We start from the raw sequence: 17,966 nt of genomic DNA, 5'->3' as shown, positions 1-17,966 counted from the left end.
GCCCATCCGCTGTATTCCTTGAATTCGCTATCGGGCGCCAATTCCGGCTTGGATAGCGTGCGCAGGATAATCCACCCGCGCGTCCGACACCAACGCCGCCGCCGGCTGCGGCTCCGCCCGCGCGTCCGACGCCAACGCCGCCGCCGCCGCCTGCTGCAGCTCCGCCCGCGCGTACGCCGCCTCCGCCGGCGGCAACCCCTACGCCTGCGCCGACCGCATCGCCGCCCGCTGCGGGCAGCACAACGACGACACCCGGCGCGCCACCGCGCCCGGGCGCGGGCGCGCCGCCGGCTGACACCAAGCGTGTGCCGGGAGCGCCGGCCGCAGCCCCCACGCCAGCGCCAACCGCTACGCCGTCGCCAACCGCGCCTCCGGCCGCGGGAGCGCCTTCGACACCTCCTGCCGGCGCAGCACCGACAGCGCCCTCGCGTCCTGGCGCAACAACGCCGCCCGCCGCGGGTGGCGCGACGACGACACCTCCGGGCGGTCAGCCGCCACGCCCCGGTCAGCCACCCGGCGCACCGCCGGCTGCCGGAACGACACCGCCTGCTGGCGCACCGCCGGCCGCCGGAACGGCGCCGCCTGCGGGTGCACCTCCATCAGCCGGAGCGCCAGCGGCTGGCGCGCCCACGCCTCCGCCGCCCGGCCAGCAGGGACGCCCGGCCGTTCCGCCCGCGCCTCCCGCCGGCGCTCCGGCCCCAAGTACCGTCCCTGGATCGGCAGCCGCAACAGCACCGCCCGGCAGATCACAAAATGCTCCGCCGACGGTTGCACCGGCCTTCCGGGCCGCACCCACGGTCACAACGCAACTGCCGCCACCGCCACCGCCACGGCGGGAAAACATGACGCCGCTCGCCATCGGCGCGGGCGTTGTGGCAGGCGCCGTGGTCGGCGCGACCATCGCCGACTACCGCAACCAGCGGCGAGAAACCATCGAAGGCGGCCGCACCATCTACACCGAGCCGGACCGGATCATCATCCGCGACCCGAGCGGCCAGCAATACGTCCGCGGCAACGATCTCTATCGCTTCCGTTATGGTGCGCGTGACATCCAGACCGAGACCGTCGGCGGCGAAACCCGCACCGTCGTGATCCGGCCGGACGGCAGCCGGATCATCACCGTGGTCGGCAGTGACGGACGGCTGCTGCGCCGCATCCGCCGCGACGAACGGGGCCGCGAGATCATCATCATCGACAACAGCTACCGCGATCCGCGCGCGGTCGGTGGCTTCTATGTCGACCTGCCGCCGCCAGTGGTCAGCATGCCCTACGACCGCTACATCGTCAGCGCGGACGAAGCGACCCCGGAAGTGATCTATGACACGATGGTGGCGCCGCCGGTGCAACGGATCGACCGGCGCTACTCGCTCGACGAAATCCGCTACAGCCCCAATGTCCGGATGCAGATGCCGAGCATTGACGTCAACACCATCAACTTCGCCACCGGTTCGTGGGAAATCCCGCCGGACCAGACGGCGAAGCTGCAGGCGATCGCCGACGGCCTCAACCGGGCGATCCAGGCCAACCCGCGCGAGGTGTTCCTGATCGAAGGGCACACCGACAGGGTGGGCTCCGACGTCGACAATCTCTCGCTGTCGGACCGCCGCGCGGAATCCGCCGCAACGCTGCTGACGCAGCAGTTCGGCGTGCCTGCGGAGAACCTGACCTCGCAGGGTTACGGCGAGCAGTATCCGAAGGAGCAGACGGACGGACCGAGCGAGATCAACCGGCGCGTCACGGTCCGCCGCATCACCCCGCTGCTCAATGGCGGTCAGGCGGCGCTGCCGCCGCCCCCGCCCGGCACCGCGCCGCCGCGCCGCTGAGATCGGTCAGCACCATATGAAAATGGCCGGGAGCAATCCCGGCCATTTTTTTGTGTCAGGCGCTGAGCGCCCGCGGCGGCAGACAGGCGTCACAGATCGCCGCCACGTGACGGTGGTCGGTACCGCAACAGCCGCCCAGAATGCGCATCGCCGGAAATGAGCGCCTGAGATTCGAATAGCGCCGGCCGAGATCCTGCGGATCGCCTGCATCGAGCGTTGCAGACTCATCCAGTTCGGCATGGCTCTTGGCCGATGCGTTGGCTCTGACGCCATGGATACGCTTGACCCAGGCCTCGTCGGCCTTCAGCGCATGTTCGAAATGCGTCGGATGCGCGCAATTGACCAGGAAGTATTCGACCGAATCCTGGGTCGCGCGATCCACCGCCTCGATCGCTTCGCGCAACGTCTCCCCGTTGACCAGACGGCCGTCGGTTTCCACCGTGAACGAGATTACGGCCGGAATCTGCTGCGCCCTGGCCGCACGCGCGATGCCGATCGCTTCATTGATGGTGTTGAGCGTATAGGCCGTCACCATGTCGGCGCCGCCTTCGACGAAGGCGGCGATCTGTGCGCCATGATAGGCCTCGGCTTCGGCCGCATCCATGTTGCCGGCCTTGTACCCGTCGCCGCGCGGCCCGATGGCGCCGCTGACGACGCAGGGCGTCATCGGCTTTTCCCATTCGGCGCGCAGCTCCTCGAGCAACCTGATCCCGCGAATGTTGATCGCCCTGAGTGCCGCGGCATCGTACCCGAGCTTGGCGCCCCAATCGGGGTTGGCCCGCCATGTCGGGCTGTCCAGCACAAAGCCAACGCCATGGTCGCGCGCGACCGCCATATAGGCCTGGTAGTATCGCTTCAGCGTGCCGCGGCCTTCCGCGCTGTCGAGCAGCACGAAGGCGGCGAAGTGGGGCAGATCAATCCCTTCATGGAAGATCAGCGTCGTTTCCATGCCGCCATCGGTGAGGAAAATGCCGCCGCGGCGTTGCGGCAGATCGGTTCGATATTTTGTCATTGCAATATCTCCAATCGGCAAAAAGGCGCTGTTGATAGGTCTGGCGCGGCGCGCCCTGGTCTGGCGGAACTGGTGCCGCATAGTGTCGCGGTTTCCTAGGCGGCTCGTGGTGCGGCTGAATGTCGGGCTGTAAAATGCTAGGAAATCAGACGGTTGCGCGGCGCGCACAAAATCGCGGCGCCGGCACGCGGAGTCAAAACCGTACCGCAAGTACAGTTTCTGGAGACACGCGATGGGAAAAGGCGAAGCGACGCGCGAGCGAATTCTCGAGATCGCGGAAGCGGCCGTGCTCGCGAAGGGATTTGGCGCCACCTCGATCGACGAAGTGATCGCGGAGGCCGGCCTCACCAAGAGCGGTTTCTTTTATCACTTCAAGGACAAAAATGCGCTCGCGCGCGAAATGCTGCGCCGCTACGTCAAGACCAACGACCAGCTGTTCGACGACATCTTCGCGCGCGGCCGGCAGCTCTCGGACGATCCGCTGCAGGCGTTCCTGATCTCGCTGAAGCTGCTCGCCGAAGTGATGGCCGATCTGCCGAACGGGCATCCCGGCTGCCTGATAGCCAGCGTCTGCTATCAGGAGCGGCTGTTCGACCGCGAGGTGCGCGAGCTCACCGCACAGTCGGTGCGCGACTGGAACGCGCGCTTCCGCCACATCCTCGACGGCATCGCCGCCGTCCATCCACTGCGGGAGCCAATCGATCTCGACGATCTCGCCGACATGATGTCCTGCATTGTCGATGGGGCGATCATCATGTCGAAAACGCTGAACGATCCGAGCCGGCTGGAACGCCAGATCCTGATCTTTCGAAGCTGCGTGAAGCTGATCTTCTCAGCTCCACCGCTGTCCTGATGCGCTTCGACTCAGAGTCTATTTCGCTGCGGCGAGCCCCAGCGCGTCGACCATCACGCGGAAGACTTCCGTATTGTCCATCGAACCCTTGACCCGTTCGCTGCCGGGCCCGGTCGCGGTCAGGATGACGTCTTCGCCGGAATGCACGCTGGCGTTCATCATCGCGGGCAGATTGCCGGGCCGCAGCACGGCGCCGGGAACGCCCTTGTACTTTTCGTTGGCCTTGAAGGTTCCGTCATCGTCTCCCTTCATGGTCGGGTCGTTCGGGCCGTCGAGTTTGGGGCGGAAGGTCTCGTAATGGTCGGGCAGGCTGGCCGAGAAGATGGCAAGCCGCCGGCTGACGTCGACGCGCGACGGATAGCCGTCGGCATCGGGCGCCGGGTAATTCGGGAAGCCGGCCTTGTCGTAGACGCCGACGCGCTCGCGCATCGGCGCTTCCGACGTCGTGCTCATGTCGTGATTGATGGTGCCGACCAGTGCGTTGGGGTGGTTATGGTCCGGCGTCACCAGGATCAGGGTGTCGTCGCCGCGCTTGCTCGCCCAGTCGCGGGCGAGGCGCACCGCATTGTCGAGCATGATGGTGTCGTAGACGGCGCGGTCAAAGTCGAGGGCATGCGCGTATTTGTCGATCAATCCGGATTCCACCATCAGGAAGAAGCCGGCCTCGTTTTTCGACAGCACGTTCAGCGCGGCCTGGAGCTGCTCGGTCAGATCGGGCTGCTCGGGAAATTTCTTGACGCCGCCGCCCTTGAGGAATTTGCGATCCAGCGCCCCGTCCATATTTCCCGTGGCAAACAACCCGAGCAACTGGCGCGTCTCGGGTTTGGCCGCCAGCGCATTGAGTTCGCCCGCGGTCGTCGCCAGGGCATAGCCGCCCTCGCGGAACCGGGCGATATAATCGACCTCGTCCTTGCGTTTGGATCCGGCCGCAGACTTCGGCAGGAAATTCGCGCTGCCGCCGCCCAGCAACACGTCGGGCCTTGCCGCGAAAAGCTGCTCGACAATCTCATCGTAGGCCGCCCGGCGGCGCGTATGCGCCACCATCGCCGCCGGCGTGGCGTCCTCGACTTCGGTGGTGGTCACGATACCGATGCTCATCTTGAGCCGGCGCCTGGCAAGGCTCGTGACGGTTTCGACCCTGGGATCGTCGAACGCGTCTCTGGTGCGGTCCGCATAGACGCCCATCGCGTTGACCGCGCTCTTGTGGCCGGTGGAATAGGCGCTGGCCGAGTTTGCCGAATCGGTGATGATCGAATCCGAGCCGGCGGTCGCCACCAGCGCCGTATGCGGCATGTCGTCCATCGCAAGCTTGCCGAGGCTCTTGCCCTCCGCAATGCCCTTGGAAAGCAGCCGCGCCCCGACGCGATGGGCGGGCGACATCCCGTCGCCGATGAACAGGATCACGTTCTTCGCCTTGCGCGGCCCGGTGTCGTAGACCGTCCACGTCACCTTGCGGCTCTTCGTGCCGTCATTGACCTCGACGACGAACGGCCCGGGTTTTGCCAGCTCGACATCGCGGAGCATCAGCGCGGATTGGTCCCTGCCGTCCTCACGCTCGATAAACGTTGCGGCCCGGCCGAACACGGCGGCATGGTCCTCGCCGTTGACCGTTACCTTCAGTTTCGCCTGATCGACCCGGTCAGGGAATTCGACCTTGAAGTCGAACCGCGCGCCGGAGAGAATTTCGGCGCGGTCGATCGGATAGACTGTTTGGGCGACAACCGGCGATGCCGAGAGCACGGCGGCGAGAGTGATGATGGTGACTGGCTTGATCAAAATCTCAGCTCCGCGCGTGCTTGCCTGCGGGACAGCGACAGCCATTGCTCAGCAAGAAGTGAAGGTGACCCGTTCTATCCACCCCGGATGACATCTATGTAACGCATGTAACGGCGGCCCGCAGCGGCGCAGAGGTGCCAAATACAGCCCGGCCTGGGCGGATTCAGCTCTTGTCGTTCCCGAGCTTGAAGATCTCGGAACCGTCTCCGCTCGATAGCAGGCCGGTGTCGGAATAGAGCTTCAGCTTGGCGCGGGTATCCGTGATGTCGAGGTTGCGCATGGTCAGCTGGCCGATACGGTCGGCCGGCGTGAACGCGGCGTCTTCCACCTTCTCCATGCTCAGCCGCTCCGGCTGATAGGTCAGGTTCGGGCTTTCGGTGTTGAGCAGCGAGTAATCGTTGCCACGACGCAGCTCAAGCGTGACCTCGCCGGTAACGGCGCGGGCCACCCAGCGCTGGGCGGTTTCGCGCAGCATCAGGGCCTGGGAATCGAACCACCGCCCCTGATACAGCAACCGGCCGAGGCGCATGCCGCTGATCCGATACTGCTCGATGGTGTCTTCGTTGTGGATGCCGGTGACCAAACGCTCATAGGCGATATGCAGCAGCGCCATGCCGGGCGCTTCATAGATGCCGCGGCTCTTGGCCTCGATGATCCGGTTCTCGATCTGGTCGCTCATGCCAAGGCCGTGCCGGCCGCCGATGGCGTTGGCCTCAAGGAACAGCGCCAGCGGATAGGCGAAGGTCTGGCCGTTCAGCGCGACGGGCTGGCCCTCCGCAAAACGCACGACAACCTTTTCGGCCTTGACGGCACAGTCGTCGCGCCAGAACGGCACGCCCATGATCGGATTGACGATCTTGATGCCGGTGTCGAGGCTCTCGAGATCCTTGGCCTCGTGGGTGGCGCCCAAAATGTTGCTGTCGGTCGAGTAGGCCTTTTCGGCGCTCATCTTGTAGGCAAAGCCATTGGCGGTCATGAACGCGGACATTTCCGCGCGGCCGCCGAGTTCGTCGATGAACTGCTGGTCGAGCCAAGGCTTGTAAATCTGCAAGCTCGGATTGGTCAGAAGGCCGTAGCGGTAGAACCGCTCGATATCATTGCCCTTATAAGTGGAGCCATCGCCCCAGATGTTGACGCCGTCCTCCTTCATGGCCGCAACCAGCATCGTGCCGGTTACCGCGCGACCAAGCGGCGTGGTGTTGAAATAGGTGTTGCCGCCGGTCGAGACGTGGAAGGCGCCGGACTGGATCGCGGCAATACCCTCGTGGACCAACTGCGTGCGGCAATCCACCAGGCGGGCTTTTTCGGCGCCGAATTCGAGCGCCTTGCGCGGAATTTCCTCGTAGTCGGCCTCGTCAGGCTGGGCGAGGTTGGCGGTATAGGCAAAGACGCGGGCGCCCTTTTGCTTCATCCACACCAGCGCCGCCGAGGTGTCGAGGCCGCCCGAAAAAGCGATGCCGACTTTTTCCCCTTTGGGCAGGCTCTTCAGGATCGTGCTCATCGTGCTTCCAATCGGTCGAAATGGCTGAGATCGTTTGCGGCTTCGGGTGCGCGAATATCAAACTTTGCGCTTGTCGGCACGTGTTTAATAGCACCCCAGACAGCAGCTGGCCGGGGCTGATCAGCCCGGCTGGCGCGAGCCCTTGGTTAGACGGTTCCAGGGCCGGGCCAGGCGAGCCAGCGCGGCCTCGACGGCCGCATCCGAGACCCGGGTCGATGGCCAGCGGTACAGCCAGCCATGGGCCAGCCAGATCACCAAAAAGCTCACCAGGCCGGCGGCCGCCACATCGGTGAAAAAATGCCCGCCAAACGCCATCCGCAGCACAGAGGTCGCGATCCCGAACAGGGTCGCCGCCACATAGGCCAACGGCCGCCACGCCGGCGGCGTCAGCGCCGCGGGCGCGTAAGCCCAGAACGCGGTGGCGCCCTCGCCGGAGAAGAACGAGCAGTTGCGTCCGCACGTGCCGCGCGGATCCCAATACGGCACGAACTCCTGCGGCCCATTGAACTGCGTCACCACCACCGGCCGCGGCCGGCCCCAATAGGTCTTGAAGGTGAGGTTGGTGAGAACGACCGCAGATAGCAAAATGGTGCTCAGCAGGAATACGGCGGTACGCGCGCGAATGAACATCGGCAGATCCGGCCGCACCATCTTCACCACGATGGCCGCGAGCGACGGCAATGCAAGCGCCCATGCGATCCACATCGCGGCGTCGCGGGCGAATGCGGCGAGCCAGCTCTGCTTCAACGGAAACGAATGGGTCGCGGGATCGTAGAACAACGCCGCCAGTTTGAGATCGAGTTCGGGAAAAATCCCGAACAGCAGTCCGATGACGAGCGCCAGCCCCAGCGCGATGAAAAGTCCGGTCCGGTTCATGGCGCGGTGTTTAGCCGAGGGGATGGGTCTTGAAAAGGCTCACGGACGCGGCCGCGAATGGGCCGGCAGGGGCGGTGGCGGACGCAAGGGTTTCGGCGGTTCGCGCCATGCACCCGCGGTCCGGCCCGCGATCATCCAGTAGACCAGGCCCGCGACGATGCCCGCCCCGGTCATGATTTCGAGATGGCGGCGGACGATGCCGTCAAAGCGCATCGTCTCGGGATCGAACGGGACCAGACCGAGATAGCAGGCGCAGCCGACGAGCGCGCCGCCGATCGCATAGGTCAGCACGCCCCGGACATAAAACGCTTCCGTGATCAGAACCACGATCAGCGCCGGCAACAGCGCAAAACCCGAGATGAAGATGAAGCCGAACCCGAGCACGACATTGATCGCGCCCTGATCGATCGGCCCTGCGCCGAGATCGCTGAATTCAGGATACAGCACCGCGCCGACCACGATCATCCCCGCCGCCAGGCAGGCGAACAGGAATCCGAACAGGATGACGAAGAAGCGGCCGATTAGCGCCATGCAGCTATTTCCATCACGCGTACGAGCACAATTCTTTCAACCGTCATGCCTCGTCGTGACCACGTAAAGACGTGGATGGCCGGGACAAGCCCGGCCATGACGAATTTGATATCGGTCAACTCAATCCGTCATCGCCATCGCGCGCAGCGCCTGACGCTCGCGCGCGGACAATTTTTCGGTTTCCGATTTCAACTGGCCGCAGGCGGCGAGGATGTCGCGGCCGCGCGGCGTGCGCACCGGCGAGGAATAGCCGGCGTTGAAAATATACTCGGAGAATTTTTCGATCTGGTCCCAGTCCGAGCACTCGTATTTGGTGCCCGGCCACGGGTTGAACGGAATGAGATTGATCTTGGCCGGAATGCCCTTGAGCATTTTCACCAGCAGCTTGGCGTCGTCCATGGAATCGTTGACGCCCTTGAGCATCACATATTCGAAGGTGATGCGGCGCGCGTTGGACGATCCCGGATAATCGCGGCAGGCCTGCAGCAATTCGGCGATCGGGTATTTGCGGTTGAGCGGCACCAGTTCGTTGCGCAATTCGTCGCGCACCGCATGCAGCGAGATCGCCAGCATGACGCCCATTTCGTCGCCGGCGCGGACGATGTTCGGCACCACGCCCGAGGTCGACAGCGTGATGCGGCGGCGCGAGATGCCGATGCCTTCATTGTCTGACACGATCAGCAGCGCATCGCGCACCGCGTCGAAATTATACAAGGGCTCGCCCATCCCCATCATCACCACATTGGTGACGAGGCGGCTGCCGGTCGGGGTCTCGCGATCGGCCCAGTCGTTGAGTCGGTCGCGGGCCACCATGATCTGGCCGACGATTTCACCGGCGGTGAGATTGCGCACCAGCCGCTGCGTGCCGGTGTGGCAGAACGAACAGGTCAGGGTGCAGCCGACCTGCGAGGAAACGCACAGCGTGCCGCGATCGGTCTCGGGGATGTAGACGCACTCGACTTCATGCGCCTTCTCGAGGGCATTGCCGCTCGGCAGCCGCAGCAGCCATTTGCGGGTGCCGTCGTTGGAGACCTGCTCGGCGACCACTTCGGGACGATCGACGGTAAAATGCTGCACCAGCTGGGCGCGCATTTCCTTGGAGATGCTGGTCATCGCATCGAAATCTTTGGCGCCGCGGACATACATCCAGTGCCAGAGCTGCTGGGTGCGCATCTTGCGCTGCGCGGGCAGAACACCGATCTCGCCGAGCCGGTCGGCGATTTCCGCGCGCGACAGCCCGATCAGCGATGGTTTGGCTGGCGGCACATAGGTTTCGAGCGGAATCTTTTCGAGGGGAGCCTGAGCCGAGGAACTGCTCTCGATTGAAGCGACGGTCATCGTGTTTCTGTTCTTGGGATACGTAGGGTGGGCAAAGCGTAGCGTGCCCACCGCAAGCGTTAATGGTGGGCACGGCGCGATGCGCCTTTGCCCACCCTACAGGTAGCACCTCAAATAGGCCTTCCGGGACGCACAAACAACGTCATTTTCGGCCTAAAATTGCTTAACGCCGGCAATCCTGCGCCAATTTGTCGAGCGCCTGCGACAGCCCCTTCAATGAGAAGGTGTCGATGGTCTCGGTGCCCTTGGCCGAGACGCCCTTGACGGTGACGTCGGCGGCCTTGCGCATGGCATCGACCATCCGCTCTTCCTCGGCGGCGTTCTTGATCCAGAGCCCGTCGCCCTGCGTGTACATCGCATACGACGCGCCGCCGACCTCGAGCGAGGATTCCGAGCCCGGCTTCAGCGCGTAGCCGATCATGACCGAGACTTCGTTGATGACTTTTTCCGCCGGGCGCGTCGAGACGAAGGCATAGGCCGGATCGCGCGGACGGTTGGGCGGATTGGTCTTCGACGAGGATGGCTTGGCCAGCGCAAAGCACACCTTCTTGCCGTTCGGCGCCGCCGTGTAGGCGCCCCAGGTTCCGAACTGGCCGATCAGGGTCGGCTCCGCGCCACCGGCCGCGGCGGCTGCCGCCGACTCAGGCTTGGCGGCAGACTTCGCAGCCGCCGCGGGCTTTTCCGTTGCCGCGGGCTTGGCCGCGTCTTTGGCGCCCTTCGGCGCAGCACTCTGCGCCTGCGCAAGGCTGGAAGCCCCGCACAGCAACGCACTTAAAACAAGGGATGTCAGTATCTGCCGCACGGACAACTGGTTCCCTCATCATTGTGACTGGAAGATGGCCCGGCGACGGGTCGGGCCGTCACCTATGGATAACCGGGAAATGCCTTTTTGGGAAGGCACTTACGAGCTATCCAGCCGCTGTATCCACGGCCATGTTGGCGGTATCTCGCGCTTCCTGCGGAGTTAGCCTTTGGTACGGCCTTCGCGTTGCTTCTGCCACTGCGCGTCGGTCCATTGCAGCAGGTCTTCGGCGCCGGAACTGCGCAAATGCGAGCCGCCATCCTGCACCACCATCTCGCCATTGATGTAGCCGGCCTGGTCGGAAATCAGGAAGCTCGCCAAATTGGCGAGTTCGCTGTGCTCGCCGGCGCGGCCGAGCGGATTGCGGTGCGCCCAGCTCTCGCCGCGGCCCTCGGGGCGAAGCTGGCCCGATGCACCCGGCGTCGGGAATGCACCGGGTGCAATCGCGACCGTGCGAACGCCCTTCGGCCCCCATTCCACCGCCAGACTCTTCGTCATCGCCAGGATAGCGGACTTCGCCATCGCCGACGGCACCGTGAAGGCGCGGCCGGTGATGGTCGAGGTCGAGAGGATGCTCAGCACCACGCCATTATGACGGCCCTCGATCCAGCGCTTGCCGGCCGCGAGCGTGCAATACATCGTGCCATGCAGCGTCGGCCCCAGGATCGCGTCCGCCGCGCGAAACGACAGATGTTCGGTCTGCGCGAGGAAAGTCGCGGCAGCGTTGTTGACCAGCACGTCGATCGGCGCCTCGCGCCAGATTTGATCCATCATCGCATCGACCGCGCCGCCGTCGCGGATATCACAGCGCGCCACGGAAACCTTGCCACTGAGCTCATTGCGCATCTGGGTTGCCGTGGCCTCCAGCAATTCGAGCCGGCGGCCACAGATGATGAGTTCCGCCCCGAGCTCGATAAAGCGCCGCCCCATCGCGGCGCCAAGCCCGGAGCCGCCACCGGTGACCAGAATGCGCTTTCCCGCCAACAGGTTTTTTTCAAACATTGTTTCACTCCCTGTTTTCCCCATCCTTGCCTGCGAACAAACGCTACGCGCTTGCGCAAGGGAGCGTAAGCGACGACTTGTCCGCCGTAGCTCCTGAGCGAAGGCGGAAGCAATCCATTCTTTCATTTTGCGGCGCGATGGATTGCTTCGTTTCGCTCGCAATGACGGGCGGATAGCTATGCGCGTCCTAAGCACCGAATCGGATTGTAGCCCGGCGTCAAATCCGGCAAGAAGCATTCAGCCTTTCCTTGTGCGTCCGAACATCAGGTGTGTCCATGAAAGCCATTCTCTGCTCGCAATATTGCCAGCCCGACGACCTCGTACTGGCCGATGTGCCCGATCCCGTCGCCGGACCGGGCGAGGCGGTGATCGCGATCAAAGCCGCGGCGCTGAATTTCTTCGACATCCTGATGATCCAGGGCAAGTACCAGATCAAGCCGCCGTTCCCGTTCTCGCCGGCCGCCGAAGTCGCGGGCGTGATCGAAAGCGTCGGCAGTGGCGTCACCGATCTGAAGGTCGGCGACCGCGTGGCGGCCTCCTGCGGCCATAATGGCGCGCGCGAAAAAATCGCGCTGCCGGCCAACTCGATCGTGAAGATTCCCGACAATCTGGACTTCGATCGCGCCGCCGGAATCTTCATCATCTACGGCACCGCGCTGCATGCGCTGGAAGATCGCGCCAGCCTCAAGCCCGGCGAAACCATGGCCGTGCTCGGCGCCGCCGGCGGTACCGGCCTCGCCGCCTGCGAGCTCGGCAAGCTGATGGGCCTGAAGGTGATTGCCTGCGCCTCGTCGGATGAAAAACTCGAATTTGCGAAAGCGCACGGCGCCGAGCTTGGCCTGAACTACAGCAAGGAAGATCTCAAGGAAGGCTTGCGGCGCCTTACCGGCGGCAAGGGCGTCGACATCATCTTCGATCCGGTCGGCGGCACCTATGCCGAGGCCTCGCTACGCTCGATCGCCTGGGAAGGCCGCTTCCTGGTGATCGGATTTGCCGCCGGCGACATTCCGAAAATGCCGCTCAATCTGGCGCTGCTCAAGGGCTGCGATATCCGCGGCGTGTTCTGGGGCGCCTGGGCCCGGCTCAACCCGGAGAAGAACCGCGCCAACCTGGAGAAGCTCGTGAAGTGGACCGCGGAAGGCAAGATCTCCTCGCATGTCGACCGCACCTTCCCGCTGGCGCAAACCGCCGAAGCGCTGAAAGTGCTCGCCGGCCGCAAGGCGATGGGCAAGGTGATTCTGCATCCGTGATGCTGCGCGACAGCAGTCGCGCTTCATTCAACGTCTCTTCTGTTTTGAACGATCATCGTTCAGCAAAAAATCGAACGGGCCGCGCACAACGTGGCCCGTTTTGGCAATTGGCGCGCCTGCGCCTTGCCGAGCGGCGACGCTGAAAATGCCTTCATACAAGGCGATTGTGCGCTAACGATATACAATCTTAAATCTCTGAATCACGTCTATTCGCCGCAATCAAAACAAAATGTCTCCCGATTCGAGCGGTCCGGCGTCGTTTTTTCAACCCATTCGACATGCGAATTGCCCGCCCAGTAAACGGGTTCCCGGACACCGATAACAACAAGAAACAGATGCCGGCCTCCCGTCGTTGCGTTTTGGTAGCGGGGAAGCATCACCATGGTGGAGAGTACAAGGCACGTTCAATCTGGGGATCCGTTCGCAAGATTAGGCGAAGCGATCGGTGATTCCGGATTGTATGAGACACATCAATTTCTGCGGTCAGAAGCACGCAAGCCCGACCCGTTGGTCCAGAAAGATCACCTGGCAGACGACCCGGTGCCGCTTTTTCTCGCCGGCCAGCAGGATGCCCGCCACCGACAGGACGAGCGCTATCAGGACCTGCCCTTCTATCAAGAACCGCCCGAATACTCCTTCGCTGGCGGCAAGAAACGACGAGCGCGCGCATCGCGCATCGTGACCGGTGCGCTTGCGTTGTCCATCGTGGCCGCCGTTCTTGCGCTGCTTTCCTTCGATTCGACGCGCGCGGTCATCGTCAACGCCAAGGCTTCGTTGGCCAGCGCAGCGCCCGCCCCGTCAGGCACCGAACAACAGGACGCCGCGCCACCGGCACCGCGCGTCGCGGCCCAGCCTGCTAGTCCCGAAGCATCGCCGGCAACGCCGGAAGCGGCAACCGTGGCGTCCGCTTCACCGTCACGCGACGAAATCACCGCGGCCTACCAGAGCGCCATCAAGACCCAGGTTGTGGCGATCGAGCCGACGGCCCCCGAACCTGCACCAGCGGCACGGCGCATCGATGCGGATGAACTGGCCGCGCTGTTGAAGCGGGCGAAGGGCCTGCTCGCGATCGGTGACATCACCTCCGCCCGGTTGCTGCTCGAGCGTGCGGCAGACGCGCAGGAGGCCGACGCCGCGCTGATGCTGGCGGGGACCTATGATCCGCAGGTGCTGGGCAAGCAGGACATGCGCAGCATCACGCCCGATCCGGCGATGGCGCGGCTTTGGTACCAGAAGGCCGCCCAGCTCGGCTCGGCCGACGCCAAGCGGCGTCTCAGCCAGGTCCAGAACTAGGCATCTTCAGAACCGGTCATCACCGGCACGCATCACTCACGACCGCGCATCACGCGACACGCATCACGCATCAGCGGGCATCACGCAGGGGACCAACAAATGCGACGACTGTTTGGAATGGCAGTATTTGCCATCATGATGGCTTGCGGCCTGACGGCCCAAGCCCAAGCCCAAGCCCAAGCCCAAGCCCAAGCCCAGCAAACCGAGTACGACCCGGCCAAGGTCAGCGAGAGCCTGAAGGCTATTTTCCAGTTCGGTTCTGTCGCCACCAAGCAGAGCCTCAACTCGAACACGGTGACGCTGATGTCGGGGACGATCGGCGGCACCTATGTGCAGTTCGGCGCCGACCTCGCTTCCGTGCTCGACGATGGCAACAAGTTGCGCGTACTGCCCATCGTCGGGCGCGGTTCCGTGCAGAGCGTGGCGGACATCCTGTTCCTGCAGGGTGTCGATCTCGGCATCGTCCGCTCCGACACGCTCGATTATCTCGAACGCAAGGGCTTTGCGAAGGATATCAAGAAGCAGTTCACCTACGTGACCAAGCTCTACAATGAAGAGATGCACGTGATCGCGTCGAAATCGGTCCGCAGCTTAAGGGACCTCGAAGGCAAGACCGTGAGCGTCGACCTTCCCAATGGCGGCACGTTCGTGACTGCGCTGACCGTGTTCGAACGGCTCGGGATGAAGCCAAAGGTGGTCTATGTCGAGCAACGCATCGCGCTGGAGAAATTGAAGGCCGGCGAAATCGACGCCGTGATCGTGTGCGGCGGCAAACCGTACAAATCCGTCAGCACGTTCAAGGACGACCGCTTCCATCTGGTGACGGTGAACTACGAGAAGCCGCTGCAGAAGGACTATCTGCCCGCCAGCCTGTCGTCGAAGGACTATCCCAACCTGATTTCGGGCGACGATCGCGTCGACACCATCGCGGTGCCGGCGGTGCTCGCCGCCTATAACTGGGCGCCGAACACCGAGCGCTATCGCAAGCTGTCGCAGTTCGTGGATGCGTTCTTCACAAAATTCCCGACGTTCCAGAACCCGCCCTTCCATCCGAAGTGGAGGGAAGTCTCGCTGTCGGCGCCACTGCCCGATTGGCAGCGGTTGCCGGCCGCCGAGCAATGGCTGAAGTCCCACAACGTTGAAGCGGTCGCGCGTACCCGGTTCGATGAATTCCTGAAGCAGAGCCCAACCACCGCGGCGAACATCAAGACCGATGCCGATCGCGAGACGCTGTTCAAGCAGTTCCAGGCCTGGGAAACCGAGCGGAACGCGCGCGCGCAAGTTCGCTCCGGATCGCAGAAGTAGGAAACCTCGGACGTCATCGGGATCGCCGCAAGCGATCCCGGTGGCGGACGTCGACGCGGGCCTATTGCGCCTCGTCGTCGTTCCCGACACCTCGCTTCAGCGCAGCGCGCGCGGCGTCGCGGTGCTCCGATGTGATATAGCTGGCAACCATGCGGATGGCGGTGGCCAGGACTGCGGCGTCGTCGGTGAAGCCGAGCACCGGCAGCACGTCGGAAACGAAATCGAACGGCAGAACAAAATAGGCGATGGCGCCGAGCAGCGCCGCCTGCACATGGCGCGGCGTCTGCTTGTCGAACGCGCAATAGTAAGCCGCGAGCAGGTCCTCGGCGAAGGGAAGCTTCGCCACCACCCGCTTCAGCTTGCTCCAGAAGCGCCGGCGCACGCTTTCGCGGTCCTGCGCCAGCCGGTCGGCCGGTTCAAAACCCACGCTGTGTTCGGACGTTGCCATGACGGCGCTCCCTCAAGACAGGCGCGGCGGATCGCCGCGGACGTCTGTCTAGGAATTGGGGATGTCCAGCCGCCGCCGCAAGATCACTGCTGGAAGATCACTTCAAGACCCGGCGCTCAGGAGACGCTGGCGCGCTCAGGAGACGCCAAGATGGCGCTCAGGAGACGCCGAGCTGTTTGGCTATGGCGTTCATGGCGGCCGCAAGCTCGATGTCCAGCTTGGTGACGCCATTGGCGTCATGGGTGGCCAGCACCACCTCGACCGTCTTGTAGACGTTGCGCCATTCCGGGTGATGGTCGTTCTTTTCGGCCACCAAAGCCGCGCGGGACATGAACCCGAAGGCCTCGTTGAAATCCTGGAAGGTAAAGGTTCGCGCGATCGCCTCGCGGCCGGGCGCCTCCGACCAGCCGGAAAGTTCCGCCAGCGCCGATTTCCGCGCTTCTGCCGACAGCCGTTCCGCCATGCTCGCCTCCCGCGTTTGACACCAGCTTCACCCTAACACCGAAGGGCCCCCGCGGGATCCCCGCCCAAATTTAGACCGAAAGGCGCGTCCAATGGCCGCTCGGGTGCCGGTAACCATGACGGAGATGTAACCACGGTCCGGCGAGGAATTTGCTAGGATGCCCGGTGTAAGCACGTTGGCAACCGAAGATCGAACCTCAAACGATTGTTCAGGAATTGATGACCGACGGCTCTCATCCCGCCGAAGCAGCACTGCCTCCCCCCTCGCCCCGTTCGGCGCGCCGGCGGCTGGCATTCGTGATGCTGGCTGGCGTTCTGGCGATCCTCGGCGTGGCGGCGGCCGGCTATCACATTGCGACGCGGCCGGTGACGTTGCGGATCGCGGTCGGCCCGGCCAACAGCGACGACCTCAAGGTGGTTCAGGCACTGACGCAAGCCCTCAACAACCAGCCGCACGGTCAAATCCGGCTGCGTCCGGCACAGACCGACGGCGCCGTGGCGAGCGCCAAGCTGCTCGGCGACGGCAAGGCCGATCTCGCCATTATCCGGGGCGACCTCGAGGTGCCCAAAAACGCGCAGGCTGTGGCGACGCTGCGCAAGAACGTCGTGGTCCTCTGGGTGCCACCCGCCAGTAAAGCCAGGGCCAAGGGCAAGAAGGCCGCGCCCGCGATCACGAAAATCACGCAGCTCGCCGGACATCGCGTCGGCGTCGTCGGCCGCACCGAGGCCAATGTCAATTTGCTCAAGGTGATCCTGCAGCAATACGGCGTCGATCCGGCGAAGGTCGACATCGTCCAGTTTCCGGTCACTGAGGCGGTCGACGCCATCCGGAACCAGAAGGCGGATATCTATCTCGCGGCGGGCCCGCTCAACAGCAAGATCACATCCGATGCGATCGCAGCCTCGATGCGCGACGGCGGCACGCCGACCTTCCTCGCGATCGATTCGGCGGAAGCGATTGCGCAAAACCATCCGGCCTACGAGTCTTCCGAGATTCCCGCCGGTACCTTTGGCGGCGCGCCGGCCAAGCCGGAAGAGGAAGTCAAGACCATCAGCTTCTCGCATCACATCGTGGCGCGGAAGGGCGTATCCGACTCCACCATCGCGATCTTTACCCGGCAGCTGTTTGCGATCAGGCAAACGCTGAAGAACGAATTTCCGCTCGCCGCCAAGATCGAGACGCCGGACACCGACAAGGATGCCAATATCCCGGCGCATCCCGGCGCGGCCGCCTTTGTCGATGGCGAGGAAAAAACCTTCTTCGAGCGCTATAGCGATTTCATCTGGTGGGGCCTGATGGGGCTCTCGGCGATGGGCTCTGCCGGCGCCTGGTTCGCGGGCTACCTGAAGAAGGACGAGCGCATTGCCAGCAATTCGCAGCGCGACCGGCTGCTCGATTTGCTCACCGCTGCACGCAGCTGCGATTCAGGGGAAGAGCTTGACCAGATGCAGACGGAGGCCGACGGCATCCTGCGCCATATGCTGGAGTGTTTCGAACACGGCGCCGTCGAGGAGGGCGCGTTGACCACGTTCAACATCGCGCTCGAACAGTTCCACAACGCGGTCGCCGACCGCAAGGCGCTCCTGATGAGCATGCCGCAGAACCTGCAACGGGCCAGCGCGCAATTCCGGGCCGCCGGCGCCTGAGCTGGGAGTCCTGTAATTCGGCCGTCCTGTAATTCGGCGGTCATGGA

At 64.0% G+C, this 17,966-nt stretch carries 16 protein-coding genes and 1 pseudogene; 6 read left to right on the top strand and 11 right to left on the bottom strand.

Annotated features, from left to right (window positions below; genetic code table 11):
• Positions 1 to 348 precede the first annotated feature (348 nt).
• Entirely contained in the window at positions 349 to 774 is a 426-nt protein-coding gene (locus JQ609_RS35760) for a hypothetical protein (protein WP_312014842.1), read from the bottom strand.
• 68 nt (positions 775 to 842) lie between these two features.
• Between JQ609_RS35760 and JQ609_RS35755 the strand changes: the two genes are divergently transcribed.
• The gene (locus tag JQ609_RS35755; RefSeq protein WP_312014729.1) at positions 843 to 1,823 is read left to right on the top strand and encodes an OmpA family protein; all 981 of its coding nucleotides are present in this window, start codon (positions 843 to 845) and stop codon (positions 1,821 to 1,823) included.
• A gap of 55 nt (positions 1,824 to 1,878) precedes the next feature.
• On the opposite strand, the gene JQ609_RS11815 is transcribed toward JQ609_RS35755, so the two are convergent.
• A complete protein-coding gene (locus JQ609_RS11815) occupies positions 1,879 to 2,835 on the bottom strand; it encodes a homocysteine S-methyltransferase family protein (protein WP_212273548.1) in 957 nt (318 codons plus the stop codon).
• A 232-nt stretch (positions 2,836 to 3,067) separates the two neighbouring features.
• Between JQ609_RS11815 and JQ609_RS11810 the strand changes: the two genes are divergently transcribed.
• Positions 3,068 to 3,688: a TetR/AcrR family transcriptional regulator gene (locus JQ609_RS11810; RefSeq protein WP_212273547.1), complete on the top strand. Its 621-nt coding sequence runs from the start codon at positions 3,068 to 3,070 to the stop codon at positions 3,686 to 3,688.
• Between the two features lie 18 nt (positions 3,689 to 3,706).
• On the opposite strand, the gene JQ609_RS11805 is transcribed toward JQ609_RS11810, so the two are convergent.
• The 7 genes from JQ609_RS11805 to JQ609_RS11775 form a co-directional block, all read right to left on the bottom strand.
• Positions 3,707 to 5,467, bottom strand: a complete 1,761-nt coding sequence (locus JQ609_RS11805; RefSeq protein WP_409411172.1) for an alkaline phosphatase — start codon at positions 5,465 to 5,467, stop codon at positions 3,707 to 3,709.
• Between the two features lie 160 nt (positions 5,468 to 5,627).
• Positions 5,628 to 6,965, bottom strand: a complete 1,338-nt coding sequence (gene argG, locus JQ609_RS11800; RefSeq protein ID WP_212273545.1) for an argininosuccinate synthase — start codon at positions 6,963 to 6,965, stop codon at positions 5,628 to 5,630.
• 120 nt (positions 6,966 to 7,085) lie between these two features.
• Positions 7,086 to 7,841 (bottom strand): phosphatase PAP2 family protein, encoded by a 756-nt coding sequence (locus JQ609_RS11795; RefSeq protein ID WP_212210346.1) that lies wholly within the window; start codon positions 7,839 to 7,841, stop codon positions 7,086 to 7,088.
• 39 nt (positions 7,842 to 7,880) lie between these two features.
• Complete coding sequence (locus tag JQ609_RS11790) at positions 7,881 to 8,372, bottom strand: hypothetical protein (protein ID WP_212273544.1); 492 nt, start codon at positions 8,370 to 8,372, stop codon at positions 7,881 to 7,883.
• Between the two features lie 120 nt (positions 8,373 to 8,492).
• Complete coding sequence (gene rlmN, locus JQ609_RS11785; protein ID WP_212210344.1) at positions 8,493 to 9,710, bottom strand: 23S rRNA (adenine(2503)-C(2))-methyltransferase RlmN; 1,218 nt, start codon at positions 9,708 to 9,710, stop codon at positions 8,493 to 8,495.
• 163 nt (positions 9,711 to 9,873) lie between these two features.
• On the bottom strand, positions 9,874 to 10,518 hold the full coding sequence (locus JQ609_RS11780) for an invasion associated locus B family protein (protein WP_212273543.1): 645 nt from the start codon (positions 10,516 to 10,518) through the stop codon (positions 9,874 to 9,876).
• Between the two features lie 156 nt (positions 10,519 to 10,674).
• Positions 10,675 to 11,514, bottom strand: coding sequence for an SDR family oxidoreductase (locus JQ609_RS11775; RefSeq protein ID WP_212273542.1), 840 nt, complete (start codon positions 11,512 to 11,514; stop codon positions 10,675 to 10,677).
• Positions 11,515 to 11,789: 275 nt separating this feature from the next.
• Here JQ609_RS11775 and JQ609_RS11770 point away from each other — a divergent pair, with 275 nt between their 5' ends.
• The 3 genes from JQ609_RS11770 to JQ609_RS11760 all read left to right on the top strand — a co-directional run bounded on the left by JQ609_RS11770 (position 11,790) and on the right by JQ609_RS11760 (position 15,362).
• Positions 11,790 to 12,764, top strand: a complete 975-nt coding sequence (locus tag JQ609_RS11770) for an NADPH:quinone oxidoreductase family protein (protein ID WP_212210341.1) — start codon at positions 11,790 to 11,792, stop codon at positions 12,762 to 12,764.
• Between the two features lie 507 nt (positions 12,765 to 13,271).
• Positions 13,272 to 14,057 (top strand): hypothetical protein, encoded by a 786-nt coding sequence (locus tag JQ609_RS11765; RefSeq protein ID WP_212273541.1) that lies wholly within the window; start codon positions 13,272 to 13,274, stop codon positions 14,055 to 14,057.
• Positions 14,058 to 14,156: 99 nt separating this feature from the next.
• Positions 14,157 to 15,362, top strand: coding sequence for a TAXI family TRAP transporter solute-binding subunit (locus JQ609_RS11760; RefSeq protein WP_212273540.1), 1,206 nt, complete (start codon positions 14,157 to 14,159; stop codon positions 15,360 to 15,362).
• Between the two features lie 61 nt (positions 15,363 to 15,423).
• Here the strand turns inward: JQ609_RS11760 and JQ609_RS11755 are convergent, their stop codons facing one another.
• Together JQ609_RS11755 and JQ609_RS11750 are read right to left on the bottom strand one after the other, a co-directional pair.
• On the bottom strand, positions 15,424 to 15,810 hold the full coding sequence (locus JQ609_RS11755; RefSeq protein WP_212210338.1) for a YkvA family protein: 387 nt from the start codon (positions 15,808 to 15,810) through the stop codon (positions 15,424 to 15,426).
• 157 nt (positions 15,811 to 15,967) lie between these two features.
• Positions 15,968 to 16,282, bottom strand: a pseudogene (locus JQ609_RS11750) (4a-hydroxytetrahydrobiopterin dehydratase); the annotation flags it as partial.
• Between the two features lie 209 nt (positions 16,283 to 16,491).
• On the opposite strand from JQ609_RS11750, the gene JQ609_RS11745 reads away from it, so the two are divergent.
• Entirely contained in the window at positions 16,492 to 17,919 is a 1,428-nt protein-coding gene (locus JQ609_RS11745; RefSeq protein ID WP_212273538.1) for a TAXI family TRAP transporter solute-binding subunit, read from the top strand.
• Positions 17,920 to 17,966 lie beyond the last annotated feature (47 nt).

This window comes from Bradyrhizobium sp. AUGA SZCCT0169 (assembly GCF_018130085.1).
In the GTDB taxonomy this organism is placed as follows: domain Bacteria; phylum Pseudomonadota; class Alphaproteobacteria; order Rhizobiales; family Xanthobacteraceae; genus Bradyrhizobium.
The sequence above is the reverse complement of the archived record's forward strand: the minus strand, read 5'-3'. Positions and strand labels throughout refer to the sequence as shown.